Below are 23,782 nucleotides of genomic sequence, written 5' to 3'. Positions count from 1 at the left end.
TCAGCACGCCTTGGAGATCTGTCACACCCGCTGTGTTCAATCGTGCGATGGGGCATAACCAATCGCAGTTGGTGACGACGACGTCGAGCACGCCCCGCCTCGCCAACGCCGCCGAACGCAAGGTCTACGAAGCCCTGCGAGGGCAGCTCCTACCAAGCAGCTTGCTGATCCCGAACCAACGCGTCACCGACCATCTTAAAGACCACGAGGTCGACTTCCTCGTGGCAATCGAGGGCGCCGGCATCATCTGCCTCGAGGTCAAGGGTGGCGAGGTCTGGCACGACGGCAAGTCGTGGCGTCAGCGTCGAAACAACGACCATCACGAGATCAACCCCGTCCGGCAGGCGCGCGACGCCTGCTACGCGCTGAGGGCCTTCGTGGAAGGCGACGACCGCTGGACCCAGGGACGACTTCGGTGGGACCATGTCGTCGTCCTGCCGAATGCCGAGATTCCAAACGATTTCGCGTTACCGGAGTGCCCGCGCTGGAAGGTGGTCGACCGCAATGACCTTCCGGCGCTCGTGGACAAACTCACCTACATCCTCACCAGTCAACAGCTCGACCGCCCGCTGCTAACCCGAAAAGGAATCCAGCAGCTCTCAACAGCGTTGAGCGGCAGGGGATTACCGCAACGAAACGTGGTCGCCCGCGCGCTGGCGAACGAGGACGCCGCCGACACGCTCACCGAGCACCAGTCGGTCATCCTCAACGCTATCCAGCTGTTGAACCGAGTGGAGATTCGCGGCGGCGCGGGCAGCGGTAAGACGTTCCTCGCGGTGGAACAGGCCAGAAGACTTTCAGTGAAGGGGCAGCGGGTAGCCCTGGTCTGCTACTCCCACGGTCTGGCTTCTTATCTGGAGCGGATCACTGGGCATTGGCGTCGCCGTCACCAGCTGGCCTATGTCGGCGAGTTCCACGATCTTGGTGTGCGGTGGGGTGCACCCGCGGGCCCCGACGAGTCGCTGCGGACCGAGGAGACGGTGCAGTTCTGGGAACACGATCTCCCACGCCAAATGACTGATCTTGCAGCACAACTCGCGCCCAACCAAAGATTCGACTCCATCGTCGTCGATGAAGCCCAGGACTTCGCCGACGCATGGTGGGATCCGTTGCTGGCAGCACTCAAAGACGACGAAACCGGCGGCCTTTATGTCTTCACCGACGAAGGGCAGCGCGTCTTCAGCCGGCACGGTTCGCCGCCGGTACCGCTCGTCCCGTTGGTCCTCGACCACAACCTGCGCAACACCCGCCAGATCGCCAACGCTTTCCAGCCACTCGTGGATCACCCGATGCGCTTTCTCGGCGGTGACGGCCCGGCCGTCAAATTCGTTGCTTGTCAGAACGACGACGCGATGGACGTCGGCGACGACGAAGTCGAGTCACTACTCGACCAGGGATGGCGCCCGGAGGACGTCGCGCTACTCACCACCGGTTCCCGACACCCCGAACAGCGCGAGCGCCAACAGGCCGGCAATGCCGCCTATTGGGACAGCTTCTGGGATGCCGACCAAGTCTTCTACGGACACGTCCTGGGTTTCAAAGGACTCGAACGGCGTGCCGTTGTGCTTGTGGTCAACGAGAAGTCAGCCTTCGACCGGTCCCGCGAACGCCTGTATGTCGGGCTCTCGCGGGCACGTGACCAACTGGTGGTCTGCGGCGACCCGAGTTTCATCCGCGCGGTAGGTGGCTCGGATTTGGCTCGACGGTTGGGCATTGCGTCGAGCTAGAAGTTCAGTGCACGTCGTTCCAAGCAGCCCAGATCTCGGGGCGAAGACGCCCGCGATCGGGTACCGCCAAGCCGGTGCTGCGAGCCCAAGCCCGGACTTCGGCGGTGGACGGTGTCGGCGCGGCGGGCGCCTGCTCCAGATGGGTAGTGTCGACGTTGATCGGTGAAACACGTTGCGCTGCAGCGTGTTCGGTCCTAGTCCACTCGTTGGCGGCGGCGAGGAACCGGTAGGTCCATTCCTCGGCGAGCTGGCGGGTCTCGCAGAACACGATGGGCACGTTGGGCCAGCGAATCTGGACTTCCGCGAGCCCGTCGGCGACCACTGCGGGTCGGACGTATTCGAGCTTGAACAGCTGCGAGTAGCGATCCTCAACGACGACTGCCGCGCGGGGCAACGCGGCTAGGTCGCCAATCTGATAACGCAACTTGCCACCGGTGAGGCTGGCGACCAGATCGGCCAAGGACTTCCGTTCCACGCTGGCGACAAGCTGGTCCTCGACGACGATCCCGTAGTCCCCGCACGGCAGCGCCCGCTTAACCGTGTGGACCTGCTGAGTCGTGAACCGATAGGCGTACTGCTCGTGGCTGTCGACCACGATGTGCAGCTCCTCGATGCCGTGGGCGCGGGCGGTTGGCGTGCGCACGTTCGGGCGCGCCTGCTTGCGGGTGCGGGGCGACTGCCAGAACACAACGTCGCGGCCACGAGCCTGAGTGAACACGAGTTGGGAGCGGTTGTGCCGGGACCGATCGGCAATCACGTCGATCGCCGCGCCGCGCCGACTGCACGACCGTAGCGGCACTCGTTCGATGATCACGGCATCGTCCGGCCAGTCGTGCAGTGGCACCGGGTAGGCGAACAACGCCTTCTCCCGCGGCCACGTCCCCGAGGTGCGGAATAGGAGATCACCGCCGGGCAGCGGAACCCTCAGCAGAAACCTCAGCCGGGATTCACCGTCTGGGTTGACCGCAATCAACAACTCCGCCACAAGTTCCGAGTCTGCCACTACCCATATGCGCGGCCCAGATGCCAGCAGCTTCTGACGTCACACCTTCGCCACACTCAACCCAAGGTCGACTGCCCGAGCGGCGAGTTTGCCATCGAAGGTGGCGACCATGGTGTTGCGCTGCTCCGCGCTGTAAAGCACACAACAGTGCGGCATGCTCAGCTTGGTAGTGGCGCGTAGCTCGCCGAGGCGGCGGGCCGCACCGGCAGGAAGCTCAAGGCTTTCGACCTGCAACTGTGTCAGCAGCCGGTCGAGCTGCTCGGTTCGGCCGGCTCGGGCGGGGCCAATGTAGACCTCCGCGAGGGTGACGACGCTAGCGGCGAACGAGGCCATGGCGTGGGCCTTGAGCAGAGCGGTCGCGCCAACATGATGCGCATCGGCGGGCTCGAAATGTCCAATCAATACGCTGGCGTCGAGGATGATCATTCGGGCCAGTCCTCCCTCAAATCTTTGAGGTAGACCGTTCCGAAGACACCGGCCATTGCGCCGCTCGTCTCCTCTACTGCTTGCTGGCGTTGGTTGATGGACGCAATTTCGTTCTGCGCCAGGGCGTTACGACCCACTAGGATGAGCCGGCGCAGTAGCGCGCCTGGCTTCTGGGCGAGGTCGGGCCAGGCGCGGCGGGCGATCTCCCGCGCGTCGCAGTGCCGTCGGGCCCAGATGTCAGTGGCATTTCCTACGCTTGCCGAGTGGACTACGCGACGATCGATACTTTGCGCGAGCGGCACCCCGCGTGGCGGCTGCTGCGTGCCGGCAACGCCGCGCTGATCCTGTCGTTCCTCGGGGAGTTCTTCGTGGAGGGCAACCGAGGGGCGTGTTCGGCAAGCGTGGTCGCCGCTGCATTGGACGACCATCTGCATGCGCGTAACACCGAGATCCGCACCGATAGTGGAGAGGAACGGTTCCCAAAGCAACCTCGCGCCTATTTAGAGGACTGGGCGGCTACCGACACCACGTATCTGCGACGGTTCTATCCGCCGGGCGACGACGAAGTCCACTACGAGGTCACACCCGCTTTCGAGAAGGCTTACGCGTGGATAGCGACGCTGAAGGGCCGCTCATTCGTGGGAACGGAGTCCAGGCTGCACACCGTGGTCGAACTGCTCAGGCAGATCGTGCACGGCACCGAAGTCGAACCCGCTGCCCGGCTGGCCGACTTGCGCCGCCGCCGCGACGAGCTCGACGCCGAGATCGCCGCGGTCGAGGCCGGTGTCGTCACGGTGCTGGACGCGACCGCGGTACGCGACCGCTACCAACAGCTCTCCACCACAGCCCGGGAACTGCTCGCCGACTTTCGTGAAGTCGAAGACAACTTCCGCCTTCTGGACCGGGGCGCACGGGAGAAGATCGCAGCCTGGGACGGCTCCAAGGGCGAACTGCTCACCGACTTGGTCGGCAGCCGCTCCGAGATCGCAGGCTCCGACCAGGGCCGCAGCTTCCAATCGTTCTACGACTTCCTGCTGTCCGAAGCGCGCCAGACCGAACTTGCCGAACTGCTGACCAAGGTCTCAGCACTGTCCGTCATCGAAGCCGATCCGCGCATCCGCGGCATCCACCACGACTGGTCCGAAGCCGCCGATCGTGCGCAACGCACGGTCCGGCAGATATCCGAACAACTGCGCCGTTTTCTCGACGACCAGGTCTGGCTGGAGAATCGGCGCGTCGTGGACCTGGTTCGGGCAGTGGAAAGCGTTGCCCTCGACTTGCGCGACAAACCACCGGAATTCGGGCTTGAGGTTGATCAGCCCGGCATCGAGATCGCGCTCCCCGTCGAGCGCCCGCTCTACCAACCGCCGGCCGCGGTCGCGGTCGAAAGCCACATTGCACCGGCGACGGAGGGGGTGGACACTGACCTGCTGTTCACTCAGACCTTTGTCGACCAGGCCCGTCTGGCTGGGGTCATCCGTGCCGTGCTACCCGAACGCTCCGCTGCACTGTTGTCCGACGTCGTGGCGGTGCATCCGATCGAGCAGGGTGCCGCGGAGATCGTCGGCTACCTTGCCCTCAACGACGAAGACGTGACCGTCGAGATGGACGACACCGATGAAACCCTGTTGGATTACGCCGATCCCGCCGATCCGAACCTCACCAAGCGAGCGAGGCTACCGAAAGTGACGGTGCGACGACGATGAGCAACGAGCACGCGGTCGCGAGCGCCATCATCCGGCTGATGCAGGGTGTCGTTTACCGCGAGTCAGATGAGGACACTTGGCTGACGCTGGAGCGCTTGGGCGCCGGAGTGAGGGACCATTTCGCCACCATCGGCGTCGATGTCGTCGTCGACGACGCGGAGGGCTACAGCTATTTGCGGTCGAGACCTCAGGAAGACGGCGATGAAGCTCTGCCGCGGCTGGTACGCCGCCGGGCCCTGACGTACAACGTCAGTCTGCTGCTGGTGTTGCTGCGCAAGCGGCTCGTCGAATTCGAAACCACCGGTGGCGACGGCAGGTTGGTCCTGACCACCGACCAGATCGTGGAGATGTTGAGGGTCTTCCAGGCTGCGTCGAGCAACGACGCGCGAGTCGTGGACCAGGCCGAGACGACGATCAAAAAGGCGGCCGAACTAGGCTTTCTGCGCCCGCTACGGGGTCAAAGCGACCATTGGGAGGTACGGCGGATTCTCAAAGCCTACGTCGACGCCCAGACCTTGTCCGATTTCGCGGGCAAGTTGCGCGAGTACGCCGGAGCCGTGACCGGTGATGAGTGAAATAACCTGTGCGACAACTGGACTCAGTCAAAGAGCCGGTTATCGGCTGCAGCACGCCGAAGTGTTGAACTGGGGCACCTTCGACGGCCAAGTCTGGACGTTCACCCCAGGCGCCGACACCGCACTACTCACCGGTGACATCGGCTCGGGCAAGTCGACGATCGTCGACGCGCTCACCACCTTGCTGGTGCCTTCCCATAAGGCGGCGTACAACAAGGCTGCGGGCGCCGACGCCAAGGAACGCACCTTGCGCTCCTACGTCGAAGGCCACTACAAATCGGAGCGAATCGAGGCCACCGGACGGTCGCGCGCCAAAGGACTGCGGGAGAACCGGCGCACGTACTCTGTCATCCTCGGCGTCTTCACCAATCACGGTCACAACGAGACCGTCACGCTCGCCCAAGTGTTCCAGCAACGTGAAAGTGTCGGACAGCCCTACCGCTTTTTCGTTACCGCGACCAAACAACTCTCGATCACCACGGACTTTGCCGACTTTGGCAACGACCTACGCGATCTTCGCAAGCGGCTGCGCGCCGCCGGAGCAGAGATCTTCGACGAATTCCCCAAGTACGCAACGTCTTTGAGGCGTCTGCTCGGCATCCGCTCAGAACAGGCGCTGGAGTTGTTCCACCAAACTGTCTCGATGAAGTCGGTCGGCAACCTCAACGACTTCGTACGTGACCATATGCTCGAACCGAGCGACGCCACCGAGCGGGTACGCCACATCATCGCCCACTTCGACGACCTGACCAAGGCCCACGACGCGGTCAAGCGGGCGCGCGAGCAACTGGAGGCACTCGAACCGATCGTGCAGACCGCAGCCAAGTACGATACCGCGCTCGGCGAGCGCGACGACTTGGATCGCCAGCGATCGGCCGTGCGACTCTTCATCGCCGAGCTGCGTGCGAAGCTATTGGCCGGCGAAATCTCTCAATTGCAGATCGAAGGCGCGGCGCTAGGTGCTCAGCAGGACGCCGCGGAAGCTAAACAGCAAGAGCTCACTAACAAGCGCGAGTCCCTGATCGAAGAGCGCGCCAAAGCGGGTGGGGACCGCATCGGCGAGCTAGAGCGGCTCAGCCGCGAGGCTCGCTTTCAGGCCGAAACACGCCGTCGCACAAGGACGTTATTCGATGACGCGGTCGCCGACGCTGGATTGCGGCCCGTCACCGACCGTGAGGATTTCGCGGCACTTGCCGCACTGACCGCGACCGAGCGCCCGCGACTTGCCACCGAGAAACGAGCAGTCGATACGGCCACCGCCGAAGCGATCGGGCGCGAGCGGGATTTGCGACGCAAGTGTGAGCTCGTCAGCGACGAACTCGCCAGCCTGGAGCAACGCACCAGCAACCTGCCTGTCGAGCAGGTTGAGGTGCGCGCCGAACTGTGCGCGGCACTGAAGCTGACGCCGGAAAGCCTTCCGTATGCCGGCGAACTCCTCGACGTCAGCGATGCCCACTCCGAGTGGCGTGGGGCCGCCGAGCGAGTGCTGCGCGGGTTCGCGCTCTCGCTGCTGGTGCCACAGCAGCATTACGACGCCGTTGCCACCTGGGTGAACGGCCGACGGCTCACCTTCCACGGTCGCGGCGGCAAAGCCACCGGAGCCAAGCTGGTCTACGAACGGGTTCCCCGACAAAGGGTCCGACTCCAACCGCCGGAGCACGACGGGTTGTTGCTCGCCGATTGCCTTGACGTCAAGGAAGGGGACTTCCGCGAGTACCTGGTCAACGAGCTGACCAAGAGGGCCGACTTTCGTTGCGCGGCAAGCGTTGAGGAGTTCCGCAGCCAGCGTCGGGCGGTTACCCGTGAGGGTCAGGTGCGCTCCGGGGAGCGGCACGAAAAAGATGATCGGCACCGCGTCGACGACCCCCGGCGTTGGGTGCTCGGTTGGGCGAACGAGCGGAAAATCGCCGCGCTGCGGACCGAGCTGGCAGACCTTGAGGGAATACGCGAACAGGCCGCAGCTGACCTGGCAACGCTGAGCTCGCAGCGGGAGGCGCTGCAGCAACGATCGGACGCGCTGCTGCGTATCGAAGGTTTTCGCGCTTGGAACGATCTCGACTTCGAGGAGGCGGAAACTCGGGCGAATGACCATGACGCTGAACGAATCCGGCTAGAGGAAGGATCGTCGCGTCTGACGGAGATCGCCCGTGAACTGCACTGCAACAGCGAGTTAGCCAGCGCCGTAACCGAATTGATCAAGGAACTCACCGGCCGTCTCGCCACCACGGCCAAGGCGGCCGAACAGGCGAAACAGGACAAGAAGGGCGACGACGACTTCGTTGCGGCACAGCCGGAACAGGAGCTGAAATGCGCCAGGGAGTCCTACGCTGCACTGGATAACCGTGTGGGTAGGAATCGTCCATTGCGGGCAGCGGAGTGCGTCCAAGCCGAGACAGCGCTTTCCGACGATCTGCATCGACGCATCGAGCGACTAACCCGCGAACTCGGCGGCTATGGACAGAACCTCGGCCAGTACATGGCCGCGGTCTTGAGCCGCTGGCCCGAGCTTCGTGCGGACATGGATGCCAACGTCGAGGCCCGCGGCGACTTCGTGGCGTTTCGGGACCGCGTCGCGACCGACGACCTCCCGCGTTTCGAGACCGAGTTCAAAGAACAACTCAACAAGAACGCGATCCAGGAGTTGGCCGGATTCAACAACTGGCTCGGCCGGCGGGCAGCGGCGATTGACGAGCGTGTCCAGCGGATCAACGAGGCACTCGGCGCGGTGCCCTACAACCCGGGCCGCTACATCCGGTTGGAGAAAGAGCACACCACCAACCAAGACGTCTCACAGTTCCGCTCAGACCTGCGCAACTTGACCAACGACAGCCTTGCCGTCGATGGCGACCAGTACTCCGAGCAACGCTTCCTCGATGTAAAGCGGATTATCGAACGCTTCCGCGGTCGCGACGGCTACGCCGAATCCGACAAGAACTGGACCCGCCGGGTCACCGACGTGCGCAACTGGTTCGTCTTCTCGGCTTCCGAGCGTGACGTCGAGACCGGTGAGGAATGGGAGCATTACAGCGACTCCGACGGCAAGTCCGGTGGTCAGAAGGAGAAGCTCGCCTACACGATTCTGGCCGCGTCTCTGGCTTATCAATTCGGGCTCGAATGGGGTGCTGAACAATCCCAGGATTTCCGGTTCGCCGTCATCGACGAGGCATTCGGGCGGGGCTCGGACGTCTCGACCCGCTACGCGCTGGAACTTTTTGCGACGCTCGGACTGCAGCTTCTCATCGTCACGCCGTTGCAGAAGGTCCACGTCATCGAGCCGTATGTCAAAGCAATTGGTTTCGTCGACAACCCAACCGGAACCTGTTCTCGCCTGCAGACAATGACGATCGAGGAGTACCGGGTACGCCGCGACGGTCGGCGGCGATGAGTAACCGGTGGACCACACCCGAGGACATCGCGGCCAGGGTTAGCCGCCGGTGGGATGACGGATCGCTCTTGCGTGCTTATGCCGACGGCGTTGCGTTTGAGCCGATCGAAGTGCCGCTGCGCGGTCCCAGACCATCAGAGATTGGTGACGACGTCGCTGCCGCGCGGGCGTGGGTAACTGCCTTGGACGCCGGGCGGCGCGACGACCGTCGATACGCGCTGCAATGGCAGGAGATTGGCGGCAGACAGATCGGCCGCAATCGATTACCGTGCCGCGCAACGATATTCACTTTCGAGCAAGTGTGGACACTGTTAGGTGTGACCACTTCGGTTCGTAGGTTCGACGAGATTCTGTCGCTAACACAACAACATTCGCCGGTGCGGGACTGGATCGTCGAGCATCCGCTTCGCGCCCTGGAACTGTCGGCAGAGATGCCGCAGCTGCTAGCCGCCTACGCCTGGCTAGACAGCCATCGCCACTCGCAACGGTATCTGCGCGAGATCACCGCCCCAGGTGTCGACACCAAGTTCGCTGAGCGACACCGTCCAGTGCTGGCGGCGATGCTCGGTGTCTCCTCGTCGGCCGCAGGATTCTTGGCCGGACTTGGGCTTCGGACGAAGCCGAGCCTGGTTCGGCTGAGGCCGTCGGCGTCGTTGGGCTTCCCGGGGCCGACGCTCACCGAATTGGCGGTCCGTGCCGAGGAACTGGCCCAACTCACCGTTGAACCACGCCGGGCGCTAATCATCGAAAATGAGGTCAGCTATCTGTCGGTCGACATTCCCGACGATGGTGTGGTGATTTGGGGAAAGGGCTTCGACATCGACAGCGCTGGTCGGATGCCTTGGCTGGCCGACGTCGACGTCTGCTACTGGGGAGACATCGACACCCACGGATTCGCCATTCTCGACCGGCTGCGCGCGTGGCTCCCGCAAGCATGCTCGGTGCTGATGGACCGCCAGACTCTGCTCGCCCATCGCGACCGTTGGGTGACCGAAGACCGCCCGGCCAAGTCGCTTTTGACCAGGCTGACCTCTGACGAGCAAGATCTCTACGCCGAGCTGGTTGGAGACCGATGGGGTGAACGAGTGCGGCTGGAACAGGAGCGAATCGACTGGCAGTGGGTCCAGCATCGGTTACCGGGGGGACGTCGGGACTGATTTTGAACCGGCTTCGACGATCTTGACGCGGTGCGGTGACGGACTCTGACCGCCACGGGCGGGCCACATTACCTACCGGGCGGCCAGTCTCCGTCACCAGGCGGCGGCCTGGACGGGCGGCGCCCAAAAGCCTTCGCCGCGACGGCTACTCGACGTTGACGCCGTAGTCCACCGCAATGCCCCGAAGGCCGGAGGCATACCCCTGGCCGATCGCCCGGAATTTCCATTCCCCGGTATGGCGGTAGAGCTCGCCAAATATCATCGCGGTTTCCGTGGACGCGTCCTCGGTGAGGTCGAAACGGGCAAGTTCCAGAGTGGTGGCCTGATCGACGACTCGGATGTAAGCGTTGGTGACCTGGCCGAAGTTTTGCCGCCTGTTGTCGGCATCGTGGATCGACACCGAGAAGAAGATGTTGGTGATTGCCGGAGGCGTGTTCGCGAGATCCACGTTGATTACCTCGTCGTCACCGCCGCTGCCACCGACCAGATCGTCGCCGGTGTGCTCGATCGTGCGTTCAGGGGAGTAGGGGTTGTTGTAGAACACGAAATGGCTGTCGGAAAGCACCTTCTTGTTGGGCCCGGTCGCAAACGCACTGGCATCGAGGTCGAAGTCGGCGCCGGCAGTCGCGCGAGCGTGCCACCCCAGGCCAACCGCAACTGCGGTCAGATTAGGCGCTTGCTTCGCAAGCGAGACGTTGCCACCCTTAGCCAGCTTGACCGACATCAATACCTCCATGAACACACATCGTCGTTTGCTAGTTGTTGCGCTCGATATTAGTAACCGGCTGTCAAACCCTGGCTCGGCGGCTTTGGGAACAGCTTGGACCCGGAACGGATCGGTACGCCTAGGTGGCGCCGATCATCAGCGGACACGAAGTCTCGACGGCGATTGCAGAGTCGACACCACAGTCAACGCATCACTCGCCGCCATGAGTAAAGTGGCCCTCCCAGTCGATGACACCGGCATCGGCAGGATACCCGGTGGCCTGGTCGATCCGACGTGCATCGGTGTGTCCGGGCATAAGGCTGACTTGGTGTCGCGATACCAAACCGCCCGCGACCGTGATTGCTTCTTCGACCTCAGCGCCGATGGTCAACACCGTCCACGGTCTTGCCGGCTGCCATCGGTCCTGCATCGCAGTGGCCAATTCAGAAGGAAGTGAACCGAATTGGGGCGTCGAAATGTGCGCACCAAGTGCCCACGCATCGAGCGCGTCACGGGTGACATCGGGAAATCCGGGCCGAGTACCTTGGTCAATCGTCCCGACCGGCCGCACCTGACGGCGCACCTCGATCGCATTGCGCACCGACGAGTACCTGATTTGGTTGGGGTCGACGAAGGCTACGGCCTCGTCGGCATCCTCGACACCGGCCAACCGGGACAGGCTGGTGGCCCATGGCGCGGACGGTGAGGCCACGATGGTGTACCAGGATGTGCGGCCGCCGACGCGAACCCCTAGGGCCAGCGCCGAAGCGAGGCCGACGATCACTGCCTGAGCGGTTCCGCACGACGTGTGCGCTCGGATGTGCGGTGCCGGAGTCCACCCTTCCAACGCCCACCCGCACTCGGTGGGCCCGTCGATCCAGGCAGTCGCTTCGTCGGTTATTTCGTAGGGATCAATAGTTCGACTAATCATTGCGGATTCCGTAACGATGACATCGTGTCCCGTACGAATCCACCGCATCGTGAATTCGACGGGGTCAACTGGTCGCGTGCCGCGCAGTGCGTGGTGAACTTCCGCAGGCATCGCGCCCGCCGCGCTGGGCAGCATTGTCGGAGCCTTGAATTCGGCCAGGATGAGGGACGCGAGATCGACGTCCGGATCGGCATACCACCGTGAATCCTGGCCCAGCTTGCGATCACCGACCGCCCAACTGGCACAAAAGAACCGTCTGGACTCCACCACCACGTGCGCGGTGTCTACGACGACATCGTGATCAAGCGTTGCGACACGCGGGCTGATTTGCATGCCTAGTTCGCGGCTCGCGGCCAGCCGCAACTGGTAGGTGTCGTCAATTTCGTTCCGGCCGAACACCACCCACCGATCGACATTCCCATCGCGGACGACCGCTTGCTCGACCGTGTCGCCACGGTTCACTACAACTGTCATGGCATCACGGTCGGAACCGACGAGCACCGTGGCGCCAGAAGCGGCTAGGTCCGGCGGTAGCTTCTGGAGCTGCTCATCGGTCGTAGGCGTCAAAGCGGCACAGGCAGAACACGTTTCATCCGACCGGCACTCGCGACACATCTCGCGGCAGCAGATGGGACAGGTCCGTACTTGCGGGTCACGCCCGCAGGTGGAGCACGCGGTACTTTCACAGACTTTGCACTGCACGCTCGGCCCCGCGTGTTCGGTCGTAAGGCAGCGTCGGCACACCTGCGCCGAGCACCCGGGACACGGGACGGCAGCCTGGTGCTCCAACGGATCGCATGCCCGGCAGGTCCATGTGCTGCAGGAGCCACACAAGACTGAGGTGCCTGGTGCGTAAAAATGGCCATCGCGGCAAACGCCAAAATCGTTGAGTCGAAATCTGATGTCGTCCAGCTTGGGTGGCACAGGCCTCCCGTTGAAGGTGCGGTATTCGTGCACGGCGGTTCCGTGCCCACGCCAGGCCTCGCGAACATCGAACCCGGTGGACACCGCAGCAGTGAACTCCCCACTGACACGTTCGAGCAGTTGCCTTGCGATGTCGGTGGGCATCGTGACTGTCGTCGCGGGTTCGACTGCCGACAGCTGACCAACGACCGCCACCAGCGAAGCGCGTTGTGCGGGAACCAGTTCGGCACCGTGCGCAACTGAGGCGACTTCGGCAACTGGACGTACACTACGGTCGACCAGCGTGCACTCTGAAGGCGACAAGTTCGGCTCGACCATCGGTGTCTGGTTCTTCGGTTGACCGACTCGACCACCCGGAGTGCCTAGCGAACGAAGGATTTGATACCAGCCGATCTGTTCCTCGGCGGACGAACCATCCGGCACCGCAACCCAACTCAACACAGCTGGCTTGTTGCCGTCGCGGGTGGTTACAAGGACGGCATCGTTGCGGCGCTCGATGCGCACACGCAATCCCGCCAGTTCAGCCTCGGCGAGCAGCGCATCCTTAGTCGACTGTTTCCGCCACTTAACCGGAGCCGTCCGGTGCATCACGGCTCGAGGCGCCGTGCTGGTCGCCACTGTTCGCTCGACGAGACGATCCGGTTCGAGGTAAATGTCGACGAACTCCGAGCGCCTGGTGAGAAGCACGCACGGCGAAGCAGGCGGTGGCACCTGGGCGCGAAGGCTCGCCAGGAGAACCGCCAACCCCGCCGAACGTTCACCTTCGACCGGCACGGCCTCATGAACGGGCAGGTCCGCGGGATCACACTCGTCGACCTCTGATTGATCGGACTCTGCGATGGCCAACTCAGCTCCGACGGTGAGCGAGGAGCTACGCAACAGCAGACCGGCAGAGGCGGGCGCCTGCGGCCGGTCGTCCACATTGCGCACCACCAGCCCAGTGTCAGCGGGTAGACCGCTCTGAATGGCCATCGCGCGCAACCGAATGCGGGCGGGATCATCGACGTCCTCGTCGCGGACCACCAGGGACGGCGCTGACTGTCCCGGTCGTGCCAGCTCGGCCCGCCGCTGCCCGACGTGAAGCGTCACTCCGCGGCTCAGCCGCCACCCGACGGCGAACTTCTCGTCTAATTCCGGTGCCCGGATGGGCTCGCTGCACCCCCGGCAAAGACCGCCGGTGGCTCGTCGGCACCTGCCGCAGCATGCCAGGCCGCACGCAGCACAGTCCGCGAAGATCCCGTCGTCGCCGCAGGCCCGGCACAGGGCGGTGTCGCATGAGCCGCACCGTGCGCGTTCCGATTCGTCGATGACATGCGACTCGCGACATAGCGCGATAACGGTGATTGTTCGTTTCGAGGCAAAGCTTTTGATGGCCGGTGGTCGCCGCGGATTCCACTCGTAGGTCAGCGTTGCCCGAATCCCGCCTGGACCGGCCCACGTCTCTTGGATCGGCCAGTCGTTCTCCGCGATAGTGAAGGCCAGCAATTTGGCCCGCGCCCGGATATCGGGAACGCGGGTGAGCCGCTGCTCTTCAGCGGCTAGTGCACTACGTAAGCGCACCTGGTCTTGTGGTGTGGCCTCGCTGATCTGCGCGTTGTAACCAGCCTGAATCCTCAGCAGTTCGCGGTTGCGCTCGGTTGAGACTTCCTCGACCATGTCCTCTCGTAAGGCGTCGAGGGTTTCGGCCGCGACGCGCTCAAATTCGGTAATCACCTCCGCAGGTTTGCCGAATACCGCAGGCAGGCGCTCGCCGTCCGCCAAGGGGCGGCGAGGCATACGAGTCCTCTTGTTTGCGTTGATATCTGCGGTGACGACGTATTCGGTCGACTCTGCCTCGCCGATGGTTGTCCGGAAAGTTGCCTGTCCGCTCCACGAGCCGGGAGGGACGAAGCGCCGCTCAACGAGCGTTAGGTCGGGGCTATAGCGCAACGGGCTCGGGCCTGGGTCGTCGGGAACGATCGGGACTGTCGCGTGCATGTCGCCGCGCTCCTTGAGCAGTCCCAACAGCTCCTCGAACACCGGCGATCCGACCGCACATAGTTCGGCATCCGCGTGCTGTTCCATGCCGAGTCGATCAAACGCGATGTGCAGCAATGTCCGATTGCCGAGCTCCTTGGCGACCACATCGTCGAACTGAACCGTGAGGAACGCGCCTTCGCCGTCGCCGGTATCGTGAATCGTCTGTGCATCAAGAGCTTTCAATACCTTGCGCACCCAACTTTGCACGTTTCGCTGACGGATCCGCGTTCGCTCAGCGACTTCGGGCGCAAGTTCGTTGCTGCCGGCCTTGCCGAGTTCCTTGCGATGTTCGAACGCGGCCGCCATCCAACTGCTCAGCGTAGTGTCGGCGGCGATCAACGTCGACGCACGCCGACGTGCATCAGCAAGTTCGGACCCCAACTGCGACAGCAGCCGCTTCATACGGGAGTCATCTTCGGCGAATAGTGCCTCGAGGACGCGCGATTCAAACGTCACGGACTTCGACTCGTCCAGTTCGCCCAGGATCGTCGTGACCTGTCCGAACAGCAGCTCGAACATCCGTAGTTTTTCGGCGAGCAGACGATAAACCTGCTCGTCAATCGTGCCGCGCGCGTATAGATTTGCCACGAACACCTCGTCACAGGGTTGCGTGAGGCGGTCTACCCGGCCAATGCGTTGCTCGATGCGCATCGGGTTCCACGGGAGGTCGTAGTTAAGCACGCAATTGCAGAACTGAAGATTCTGACCTTCGGCGCCGGCGTCCGTCGAGATCATGATCGGCGCTTCACCGGCGCGGAACGCAGCGACGGTTGCGGCGCGCTCAGTGGCCGACATCGATCCGTGGAACGCGCGCGCATCGAGCCCTTCCGCCGCAAGACGGCGCAACAGTCCGGTGACGGTATCGGTGTGCTGGGTAAAAATCAGCACTCGGCCGTGGTTGCGCACCCATTCACTGGTGATGCGCAACGCGGTGTCCTCGCGCGCGGAGCATTGAATGTCCATGGCGAGATGACCGACCTCTTGCAGCGCATCACGCACCACTGGATCAGGATGCCGGTCGGCCATGCGCAGCGCCGTTGTGCCCATCGAAAATGGGCTGGCGGTCAAGCGCAGCGCAAGACTTCGTCGGCGCATGCTATCGCCCGGATCGCGCATGACGTTCCTGAGCAGTTCGGTGCTCAACGCGTAGAGTTCACGCTCGCGCGGTCCAAGATCAATTGGCACGTCAACAGGTCGGCGGACGACGCGGTCCACTCCAGCCTGAGCTCGTGTCGTACGGACCATCGCACTGCTGATCAGGCGCCGCAACGCCGCAGGATCCTTTGGAGTGCGGGGGTCGTTGCCGCGCATGTACTGCCGCTTGAATTCGCTGACGGAGGTGAAGGTTCCGGGCCGGAGCAGCTCGATCAGACGGTACAACTCCAGCAGATCGTTTTGGATCGGCGTGGCGGTCAGGAAAAGGGCGTACCGGCATGCACCCGTCAATGCCGTGACCAGTTCGCGTCGCTTACGAGCGCCCGAGCCCGCGACCCGGTGCGCCTCGTCGACGATGACGACGTCCCACGGTCTCTTGGTGAGGGCCGTTAACGCACGCACGCCTAAATCCAGGGTGAGGATTAGCTTTTCTTGGTCGCGCACTTGGAGGCTGGTGTGCGCCACATCGAAGCTCAGATCGAACTTGCTGCTCATCTCGTCGCGCCACTGCTCGCGCAGTGTCGCGGGACATAGGATGAGTACGCGTTTCGCCAGGCCGCGCAGCGTCAGCTCTTTGACGGCGAACCCAGCCTCGATGGTCTTGCCGAGTCCGACCTCGTCAGCCAGTATCGCCCGTCCACGCAATTTCGAAAGTGCGTGTCGGGCAACGGCTTCCTGGTGTGGCATACGTTCGACGTTGGCTATATCGACAGCGAGCAGTTCGGTGAAGTTATCCAGGGTAGCCAGTCTCTCGCCCTGAAGTCGTAGCTTCACCAACTCTAAGGTGTCGAAGCCGGCGGCCGTCAGTTGCTCGCTTAGCAGGTCCCGCGCTGGCTTCAGGAAGCCGACGGCACCGTTTTCCTTTGCGTTCCAATCGTATTCAGAGTCGGGATGGAACTGCCGGTCCACCGTCTTCTTACGACTCTTGCGGGCGGCGTTCTTCTTCGTAGTCCGCGAGTCGACTTTGCTTTTGAATTGCATTGCCGTGCCTGGTGGCAGTAGCACCAGTCGGTACACCTGACCGACAAGGCGCAGACGCAACAGGCCGTCTTCTTGGCCATAGTCCTGCAGCCGCTCTAAGAGCACTTCGCCGCTGAGTTTGCGGCTGCGAGAACTCCATTGTGCGACGAACTCCTCACCCTCTAAATCGATGGTGACCGTCGCGGTGTGCTCAGGCAACGCGAGTGCCGTGCGCTCATTCGGGGTGAGGATCAGTTCACCGGTATTCAGTAGCTGGTGGCTTATTCGCTTCTCAATCATCTTGCGTCAGTACAACTCCGAGGTTTTGGGCGCCGAACTCGGTCAAGACGACCGTCTGATACTGACTTGAAGAACTATCGCGTTGCACGGTCCGACGCTCGACCAGGCCCTGAGCGAGGCACTGGTTCAGCGCGCTAGTCCAGCGTTTCTCGCCGTTGCGGACATGCCGAAGAGCGCCAAATTGCGGACAGCTGAGCACTCCCTGGCCGAGCGGCCGCCCTTCCCCGAGCGACTCTTTGCCCAAAACCGCCGCCTGTAGGCTCGCCTCGCCATAGTGACCGCGTTTGTAGCTCGTCGCCCACGCAACGGATTGCAGGACGATCAGCTGGGGGTTGATCAGCGTTTCGGGATCGGCGACTAGGTGATCCGGTACCAACGACCACGGTGCCGGCTCTGCGTTGCAAACGTCGCACGGTGTGATGCCGCGGCTGGCGCAGTCGGCGACGACGTCACCGAAATGCTTGGCTACGGTCACCCTCCGACACACCGACGCGTCCACGGCGTAGTCGATCATCGCCTGCAGGCGCCGCCGTTGCCAAGCGTTCCAGCGCGCCGATTCTCTGATCAACTCTTCGCGGGGCGCGATCCTGTCGAACAACTCGACTCGGCGAAGCCTGCGAGAACTGGAGAAGGTGACGAGCCGATCCAGGCTCCACGCGATGAGTTGTTGCTCCAAGTCGTCCGGATCGTAGCCACGCTCTTGTTGCAATTTCTGAAAATCGATTTGAATACGGACGTTCGGACGGGCCCGGTGTACCTGGTAGAAGAGTTCGCGGAAAAGACGGCACTCGTCAGGTGAGTCGGGTTCCTTTGAACCGACGTCGACCATTCCGCGGGCAGAACAATCCAGTCCCTGCTTGAGCGCGCCCACCCGTTCGAGGCGGGCGAGATTCACGTTGAGCTCGTCGTCATCGATGCCCAATGCGTCGCCCAGTACGTCGACGTCGAAGACCCGACTGTTGCCGCGCTTTGGGCAGTCCCAGAGCGCGGTGAGCAGGCGCTGGGCGAGCTCGGCGTCCGTCTTGGACTCGTGGGAACTGACCAGCCCCTTGCGAAAACCGATGTCACGCCTGGTGTACAGCAGCAGACAGTCGCCGGTCAGGTCCCGCTGTCGCGCGGCCCGGCCCGATTCTTGGGCGTAGCCGTCCAGAGAGTCCGGCAGGTCGTAATGGACGACCCAGCCGATGTTCGGCTTATTGATCCCCATACCGAACGCCTTGGTGGCGACGATGATTCGCGCGGTGTCGGAGTCGAAATCCTCTTGGACCGCGTCGCGCTGTTCAGGAACCATCCCTGCGTGATAGGCCCGCGCGGCGTGGCCGGCGCGCCGCAGTAGCGCCGCGACCTCTTCGGCGAGTGCGCGACGGGTGACGTACACGATCCCCGGTTTAGGGTCGGCCCAGGTGACGAACCGCAGCAGCTCGCGGCTTCGCTCCCGGTCGCTGCTGCATAGGGTGACCCGGAAACGCAGGTTCGGTCGGTCGCTTGGTTCTCGTAACAAAACCGGGTCGCGCATCTGCAAAGAGGTGTTGATGTCGGATTCGACCTCGCGGGTCGCTGTGGCGGTGAGGCCGGCGCGTGGCGGACGCGTGGCGAAGGTGGCGACCGAAGAGGGGACTTGCCGGAATTCCGGACGGAAATCGTGACCCCACACTGAAATGCAGTGCGCCTCGTCAACAACGACGCGGTTGAGTTGCTGGCGGCTCAACGCCCCCCGCAGCACCGGGTCGCGGGCCAGTCGTTCCGGGGAGACATAGAGGAGCCTTACGCGCCCGTCGGCGATGTCACGCAAGATCTCGGTCTGTACTACCCGGGACGTCGTGCCGGTGATGCCCTGGACCGGTCGGATGCCGCGACGGCCCCGCAGGTCGTTTAGTTGATCCTTGATAAGCGCCACCAGTGGGGACACGATGACCGTCGCACGTGCCTCGGGCGTCAGCAGCGCAGGCAATTGATAACACACCGACTTGCCGAACCCGGTGGGCAGCACCGCAAGGAAGTCTTTGCCGTCAAGGAACGCGCGCATGACGTCGAGTTGCTTGGGGTGCAGTGCGGGAATCCCAAACAGCTTCTCGGCGGCTTCGACGAGTTTTGCCGTCGGTTCCTCGCCGGGAAGGAGTCGCAAATCTTCGAGAAGTTGGGTGACGTCATCGCGGTTTAACGTCAGCGCGGCCGCGAGGTCGGGCGGTGATCCGGTGACGAACTCGATTGCCCGAATCCAGGCATCGTCGCGGTCGGAGGCTTCGTGGACAGCGGGGTTGGGCAACGATCCGAGGATCACGTGTTGCGCCTGCGTGGGGGCATGCAGGCGTCGGTCACACACCAGGGCAGCGCCTTTGTCGTCTTCGCTGCGGATCAGCCGGCCGAATCCCTGAGTGAATTGCATTGCGGTCATTGGAAGTACGTAGTCGAGGAACGGGTCGCCGCCGCGTTCGGCAATCGCCCGCTGTCGGGCAGCGATGAGCGGATCATCTGGATGCGGGTAAGGCGGCTTCTCGAGGAACAGGTAGGAAAGAGTTTCGCCGGGGGCATCGAAACCTTCCCAGTAGGACTTCAGGCCGTAGAGGACCGTTCCGAGTTCGGATCGAAACCTGTGCAAGATCTGCGATCGGCCTTGCTCGCCCTGGACTAGCAGCTCGACACCGTGCTTGGCCAGTTCTGCCGACTGCGTCTTGACTTGCGCAGCAACCGTTTCCATTCGTCTGCGAGCTGTGAACAAGGTGAGTGTCCTACCCCCCGAGAGGGAAAGAAATCCGGCCTGATCCGCGGCCATGTCTTCGCAAAATTCACGCTCGTTCGAAGGAATCGGCACCGGCAGATGGTTAGTCAGGATCACCAGGGATTGCTTGGCGTAGTCGAACGGCGATGGCAGCGTCAGTGCCCGGAAACCATTTTCGGTCGGCTCGCTGTCGATCCGGATTCCCAATCGTGAAGCGAGGTAGTCGAATCGGTGTTGCACAGTGAGTGTCGCCGAGCACAGCACGGTCGAATGGGTCTGGTCCACGATGTGCTGCTGAAACTGGGGAAACACGTGAATAGGTATGCGTTCGTAGGTCCACGCTGTGGGATTGTCCGGCTCGACCGCGATCTTGTAGATCCACAGGTGGTCATCCGGCAACTCGTTCAAGGTGCTCAACATCTCGATCGCCGTATCGAGCCGGTCGGAATAGCCACGGAGGCGCCGTCTCTGGGAGCCTGCTCCGATGATTTCGCCGAGCGATTGGCGCAGCGCGTCGACAGCTTTCCTCAACTGAATCAGCCAGTAGCGCGCGCTGGATGCAGACTGTCGCAGGTCTCGGAATTCCGGGCGGCCCGTGACGATCCCCATACGAAGTACCGCCGAGTCTGAGTCGCCCGCGTATTCGTGAAGATACGTGCCGATGGTTTCGACTAATTCTTCCCTGCATCTCTGGATTTCAGCGCCGGCGGCTCCGAGCGATTGGATGTTTCGCCGGACGGCATCGTCGGCGCCTGCTCGTGACCGCACTTCGCGCAATACCTTCGATCGAGGCGACAGGCTGTTTACCAGAATCTGGAGTTCGAGGGCGTCGACGCGCTGAGTCCAGGCCGCAGTCAAGCTGTCTTCGAGGGCGTGAGCCTCATCAAACACGAGGTCCGCCCGGCCGTCGGCGAGGACGTCTCCTGGCGCCCTGCCACCCGCTGCCTCGATCCCGGCCCAGCTCGCGATGAGGGCGTGGTTCACCGAGACCACGCCGGGTGCCTTTTCGATGTCGACAACCTGTTGCATGAGCGGACACACCTGCGCCCAACTGCACCGTGCGCGGTCGCACCCGCTCGCATTAGTGCGCAGGCGTGCACGGGTACGTGCATAGCGTGCGTCCCGACGACGGATGACGTCGTCGGTCACGTCGTCCCAAGTCCCGGTCGGGGAGTCCGCGATGGCGCGCAACGCTACCGCCATCGCGAGTGGTGACGAGTCCCGGTCGGACAAGGCGTCTTCGAGTTCGCGCGCGCAGATGTAATTGCCAACGCCCTGGAGTTGGCGGAACGGAGCTCTCAGCAGCCCCTCGTCGTGTAGGCGCGCCGCCTCTGCGCGGAGCTGTCCTTGCAGCGCTTTGGTTGCGGTAGCGACGACCACGGGCCGTCCCGGCTGGGATGCACGACCGAGCGCCGGGAGCAGGTAGGCCAGCGACTTCCCGGTTCCGGTCGGGGCTTCTACCGCCAGCAAGCCGCCGCCGTCGCAAACCTCGGCGACGGCCTGCGCCATTTCTCGCTGCGCCGGGCGCGTCCGTAAGCCACGTCGGGATTGCAGCAGCGCTAGGTCGTCGCGGGCTGCCGACCAAGCGTCCGGCGCAGGCGACCCTGTCGGCCTCAGCAACGGGTCAGGGGTGCGCTCCAGCGACGTGAGTTGAGGTGCCGCGGTGAGCACTGGCATTAGGGCTGTCAACGGGTGATCAAACGCCTCAAGGGCCGCAACCACCAGCTGCCAACTCGGTTGGCTGATATCTATTTCGTTGAGCAGCCGTCGGACAACGTCGGCGGTAGCCGTTGCGTCCGACAAAGCGTTATGAGGAGTGTGGTTGACGATGTCGTACCGGTGAGTGAGATCGAATAGCGACCGGTTGGGCATCGAAACATCGACGAGAGTCGCCAGATGCAGGCTATCGACACACACCGGAAACCGTAAATCTGCGACACCTGCCCGTTCGGCGACCTTCTCAAGGAATGGTCGATCGAACGCGAGCAGGTTATGTCCGACAAGAACATCGATCCCATCCAGCGCTTCCCTCATCGAAACCAGCGCTTCGTTGATTGAAAAGCGTTGTAGCTCAGTATTATTCGTGTTTGACTGGACGGCGAGATCGGCGATGGGACTGCCATCTAGCCGAACCAGTGCGATCTGCAGTACGTCATCCTTGATTGCGTCCAAACCCGTCGTTTCGATGTCCAGTACGGCGACCCGGTCGGTCGAAACGCGACGCGCATTTGTCTTTCGGTACCAGTCGGCATCTACGGGTATGTCATCGTCGGAAGGGGCCTCAACGTCCTCGATATTTTCCGTCGATGTGACCGAGATCAGTCCTTGGACCGTCAGGTGAAATCGGTTCGGAAAAATCTCTGGAAGCCGATTGATCCGCTCGATCCGTTGGTGGAAACCTGCCGCTCGAAGTTGCTCGACAAGTGTGGATGCCGGCTGCGGTCCCTGCTCCACGAGAATGCGGTGGGCGGCGTCGAAGGCAGGCGGCAACGGTTTACGTGACTCAGGCATCGTCAGTTCCGAGGCATGGCAGCAAGGTACACAGCAAATAGATCAAGTCGCCCGCAGGCCTATTGCACGTCGACATCCAAACTTGGCCTTCATAGTTCTGGACAAGCCCGTCGCCAATTTCAACCCATATACGCACGCATGGCCAAGCGGCAACCTACCCGTCCAGGATCTGGTTTCGCCGCGATGTGTCATCGCGAAACTGATGATAGATGTTCTTGGCAAGCGGTTCGGCGGATACTGACCCGGTGCCCACCATTGCTGCAGTTGAAGGAAACATCGCCGAGCAGCACGTCGACGCGATAGTCAACGCGGCGAACAACGCAATGCGCGGTGGCGGTGGTGTAGACGGAGCGATTCACCGTGTAGGTGGCCCCGCCATCTTGCGCGAGTGCATTGAGCGATTTCCTCACGGGCTTGCTACAGGCGACGCCGGATGGACGACGGCGGGCGAGCTACCCGCCCGATGGGTAATTCACACCGTCGGTCCCAACTACAAAGCCGGGCAGCGCGATCGCTCGCTCTTGGAATCTTGCTATCGCCGTTCTCTGGAGGTCGCCGATGGCCTCGGCGCTCGAGACGTGGCCTTTCCGCTCATCAGCACGGGAAGCTTCGGCTGGCCTGGACGCGATGCCATTGCGGCAGCGATCGAGACTATCGCCGCTTCCAACACCCGCGTCGAAGTGGTCAGATTGGTGGCCTTCGGTCGGGGTGGGCATGACTTGGTGCTTGAGCAAATCGCGTCACTCTTGCCCAAACCACCCGGGCCCGTCCAAAAATAGCTCGCAACGGCCGTCGGTTCCGACAGCGTCGACAACGGGCTCGCCTCAACACCACCACGCCGCAACGGCAGCTCAATTAGCAACTAACACCACATCACTATTCGTGACCCAGGCCCCCCGATCGGATATCGTTTGCGCTGGTAAGCCAACAGGGTCGGGAGCGTACATGGCGCAGTTGTATCAGCAGCACAAGAAAGTGATCGAGGCTCACCTCACCGGAGACAGCATCAAGGCGCTGACCGGCGCCATGGTCGCCTACGAGGGCAACATTAACTTCAAGAACGCCGGTTTCGGCGGCGGCTCGGGCATGCTGGCCGGCCTCAAGCAGCGCGTCACCGGCGAGGCGTTGAGCCTGATGGAATGCACCGGCCACGGCAAAATCTATCTGGCGGTCAACGCCCAGAACGTCACGATCATCGACATCAACAACGAGCAGCTGCAGGTCGAGAGCAGGCAGCTCCTGGCCTTGTCGGGCAAGTTGCAAACCAACGTCACCTTCACCGGCCTCCGCGGCGCCGCCTCTGGCGGTCAGGGCCTGTTCACCACGGTTGTCTCCGGATACGGGCAGGTCGCGTTGCTTTCCGCGGGCGGCCCGCTGATCCACCTGGAGGTGTCTCCGCAGTACCCTCTGGTGGTCGACCCCGACGCGTTCGTGTGCGCGAAAGGCCAGATGCAGCAATCGTTTATCACCGACATCTCCTGGCGCTCGGCCATCGGCCAGGGCAGCGGTGAAGCGTTCTCGCTGAAATGGGAAGGCCAGGGCCTGGTCTCGATTCAACCGGCCGAGCGGTAGGGGCAC

Annotated in this window: 12 protein-coding genes; 7 read left to right on the top strand and 5 right to left on the bottom strand. The window is 62.9% G+C overall.

Going from position 1 to position 23,782, the window contains the following annotated elements; all coding sequences use genetic code 11:
- Positions 1–47 precede the first annotated feature (47 nt).
- On the top strand, positions 48–1,727 hold the full coding sequence (locus tag A5634_RS11110) for a nuclease-related domain-containing DEAD/DEAH box helicase (RefSeq protein WP_065144113.1): 1,680 nt from the start codon (positions 48–50) through the stop codon (positions 1,725–1,727).
- 4 nt (positions 1,728–1,731) lie between these two features.
- On the opposite strand, the gene A5634_RS11105 is transcribed toward A5634_RS11110, so the two are convergent.
- Both A5634_RS11105 and A5634_RS11100 read right to left on the bottom strand, forming a co-directional pair.
- Positions 1,732–2,712, bottom strand: a complete 981-nt coding sequence (locus A5634_RS11105; RefSeq protein ID WP_065144114.1) for an ERCC4 domain-containing protein — start codon at positions 2,710–2,712, stop codon at positions 1,732–1,734.
- Between the two features lie 57 nt (positions 2,713–2,769).
- A complete protein-coding gene (locus tag A5634_RS11100; RefSeq protein WP_065144082.1) occupies positions 2,770–3,156 on the bottom strand; it encodes a type II toxin-antitoxin system VapC family toxin in 387 nt (128 codons plus the stop codon).
- 263 nt (positions 3,157–3,419) lie between these two features.
- Here A5634_RS11100 and A5634_RS11095 point away from each other — a divergent pair, with 263 nt between their 5' ends.
- Genes A5634_RS11095 through A5634_RS11080 form a run of 4 tightly spaced genes read left to right on the top strand, consistent with a single transcriptional unit; the run spans position 3,420 to position 9,979 of the window.
- Positions 3,420–4,862, top strand: coding sequence for a DUF3375 domain-containing protein (locus tag A5634_RS11095; protein WP_065144081.1), 1,443 nt, complete (start codon positions 3,420–3,422; stop codon positions 4,860–4,862).
- Complete coding sequence (locus A5634_RS11090) at positions 4,859–5,437, top strand: DUF4194 domain-containing protein (RefSeq protein ID WP_065144080.1); 579 nt, start codon at positions 4,859–4,861, stop codon at positions 5,435–5,437. The genes A5634_RS11095 and A5634_RS11090 overlap by 4 nt, the downstream gene beginning before the upstream one ends.
- Positions 5,430–8,822: an ATP-binding protein gene (locus A5634_RS11085; RefSeq protein WP_065144079.1), complete on the top strand. Its 3,393-nt coding sequence runs from the start codon at positions 5,430–5,432 to the stop codon at positions 8,820–8,822. Before A5634_RS11090 ends, A5634_RS11085 begins: the two co-directional genes overlap by 8 nt.
- The gene (locus tag A5634_RS11080) at positions 8,819–9,979 is read left to right on the top strand and encodes a Wadjet anti-phage system protein JetD domain-containing protein (protein WP_065144078.1); all 1,161 of its coding nucleotides are present in this window, start codon (positions 8,819–8,821) and stop codon (positions 9,977–9,979) included. Before A5634_RS11085 ends, A5634_RS11080 begins: the two co-directional genes overlap by 4 nt.
- Before the next feature lie 145 nt (positions 9,980–10,124).
- On the opposite strand, the gene A5634_RS11075 is transcribed toward A5634_RS11080, so the two are convergent.
- The 3 genes from A5634_RS11075 to A5634_RS11065 form a co-directional block, all read right to left on the bottom strand.
- Positions 10,125–10,703: a TerD family protein gene (locus A5634_RS11075; RefSeq protein WP_065144112.1), complete on the bottom strand. Its 579-nt coding sequence runs from the start codon at positions 10,701–10,703 to the stop codon at positions 10,125–10,127.
- A gap of 193 nt (positions 10,704–10,896) precedes the next feature.
- Positions 10,897–16,974, bottom strand: a complete 6,078-nt coding sequence (locus tag A5634_RS11070; protein WP_065144077.1) for a DEAD/DEAH box helicase — start codon at positions 16,972–16,974, stop codon at positions 10,897–10,899.
- Positions 16,967–22,204 (bottom strand): RecQ family ATP-dependent DNA helicase, encoded by a 5,238-nt coding sequence (locus A5634_RS11065; RefSeq protein WP_065144076.1) that lies wholly within the window; start codon positions 22,202–22,204, stop codon positions 16,967–16,969. Before A5634_RS11065 ends, A5634_RS11070 begins: the two co-directional genes overlap by 8 nt.
- A 245-nt stretch (positions 22,205–22,449) precedes the next feature.
- Between A5634_RS11065 and A5634_RS11060 the strand changes: the two genes are divergently transcribed.
- A complete protein-coding gene (locus tag A5634_RS11060) occupies positions 22,450–22,983 on the top strand; it encodes a macro domain-containing protein (protein ID WP_065144111.1) in 534 nt (177 codons plus the stop codon).
- Between the two features lie 166 nt (positions 22,984–23,149).
- Positions 23,150–23,776, top strand: a complete 627-nt coding sequence (locus A5634_RS11055) for an AIM24 family protein (RefSeq protein WP_065144075.1) — start codon at positions 23,150–23,152, stop codon at positions 23,774–23,776.
- Positions 23,777–23,782 lie beyond the last annotated feature (6 nt).

The sequence above is a fragment of the Mycobacterium asiaticum genome (assembly GCF_001673365.1).
GTDB lineage: Bacteria > Actinomycetota > Actinomycetes > Mycobacteriales > Mycobacteriaceae > Mycobacterium > Mycobacterium asiaticum_A.
Note: the sequence above shows the minus strand (reverse complement) of the source record. Positions and strands in the feature narration are given on the sequence as shown.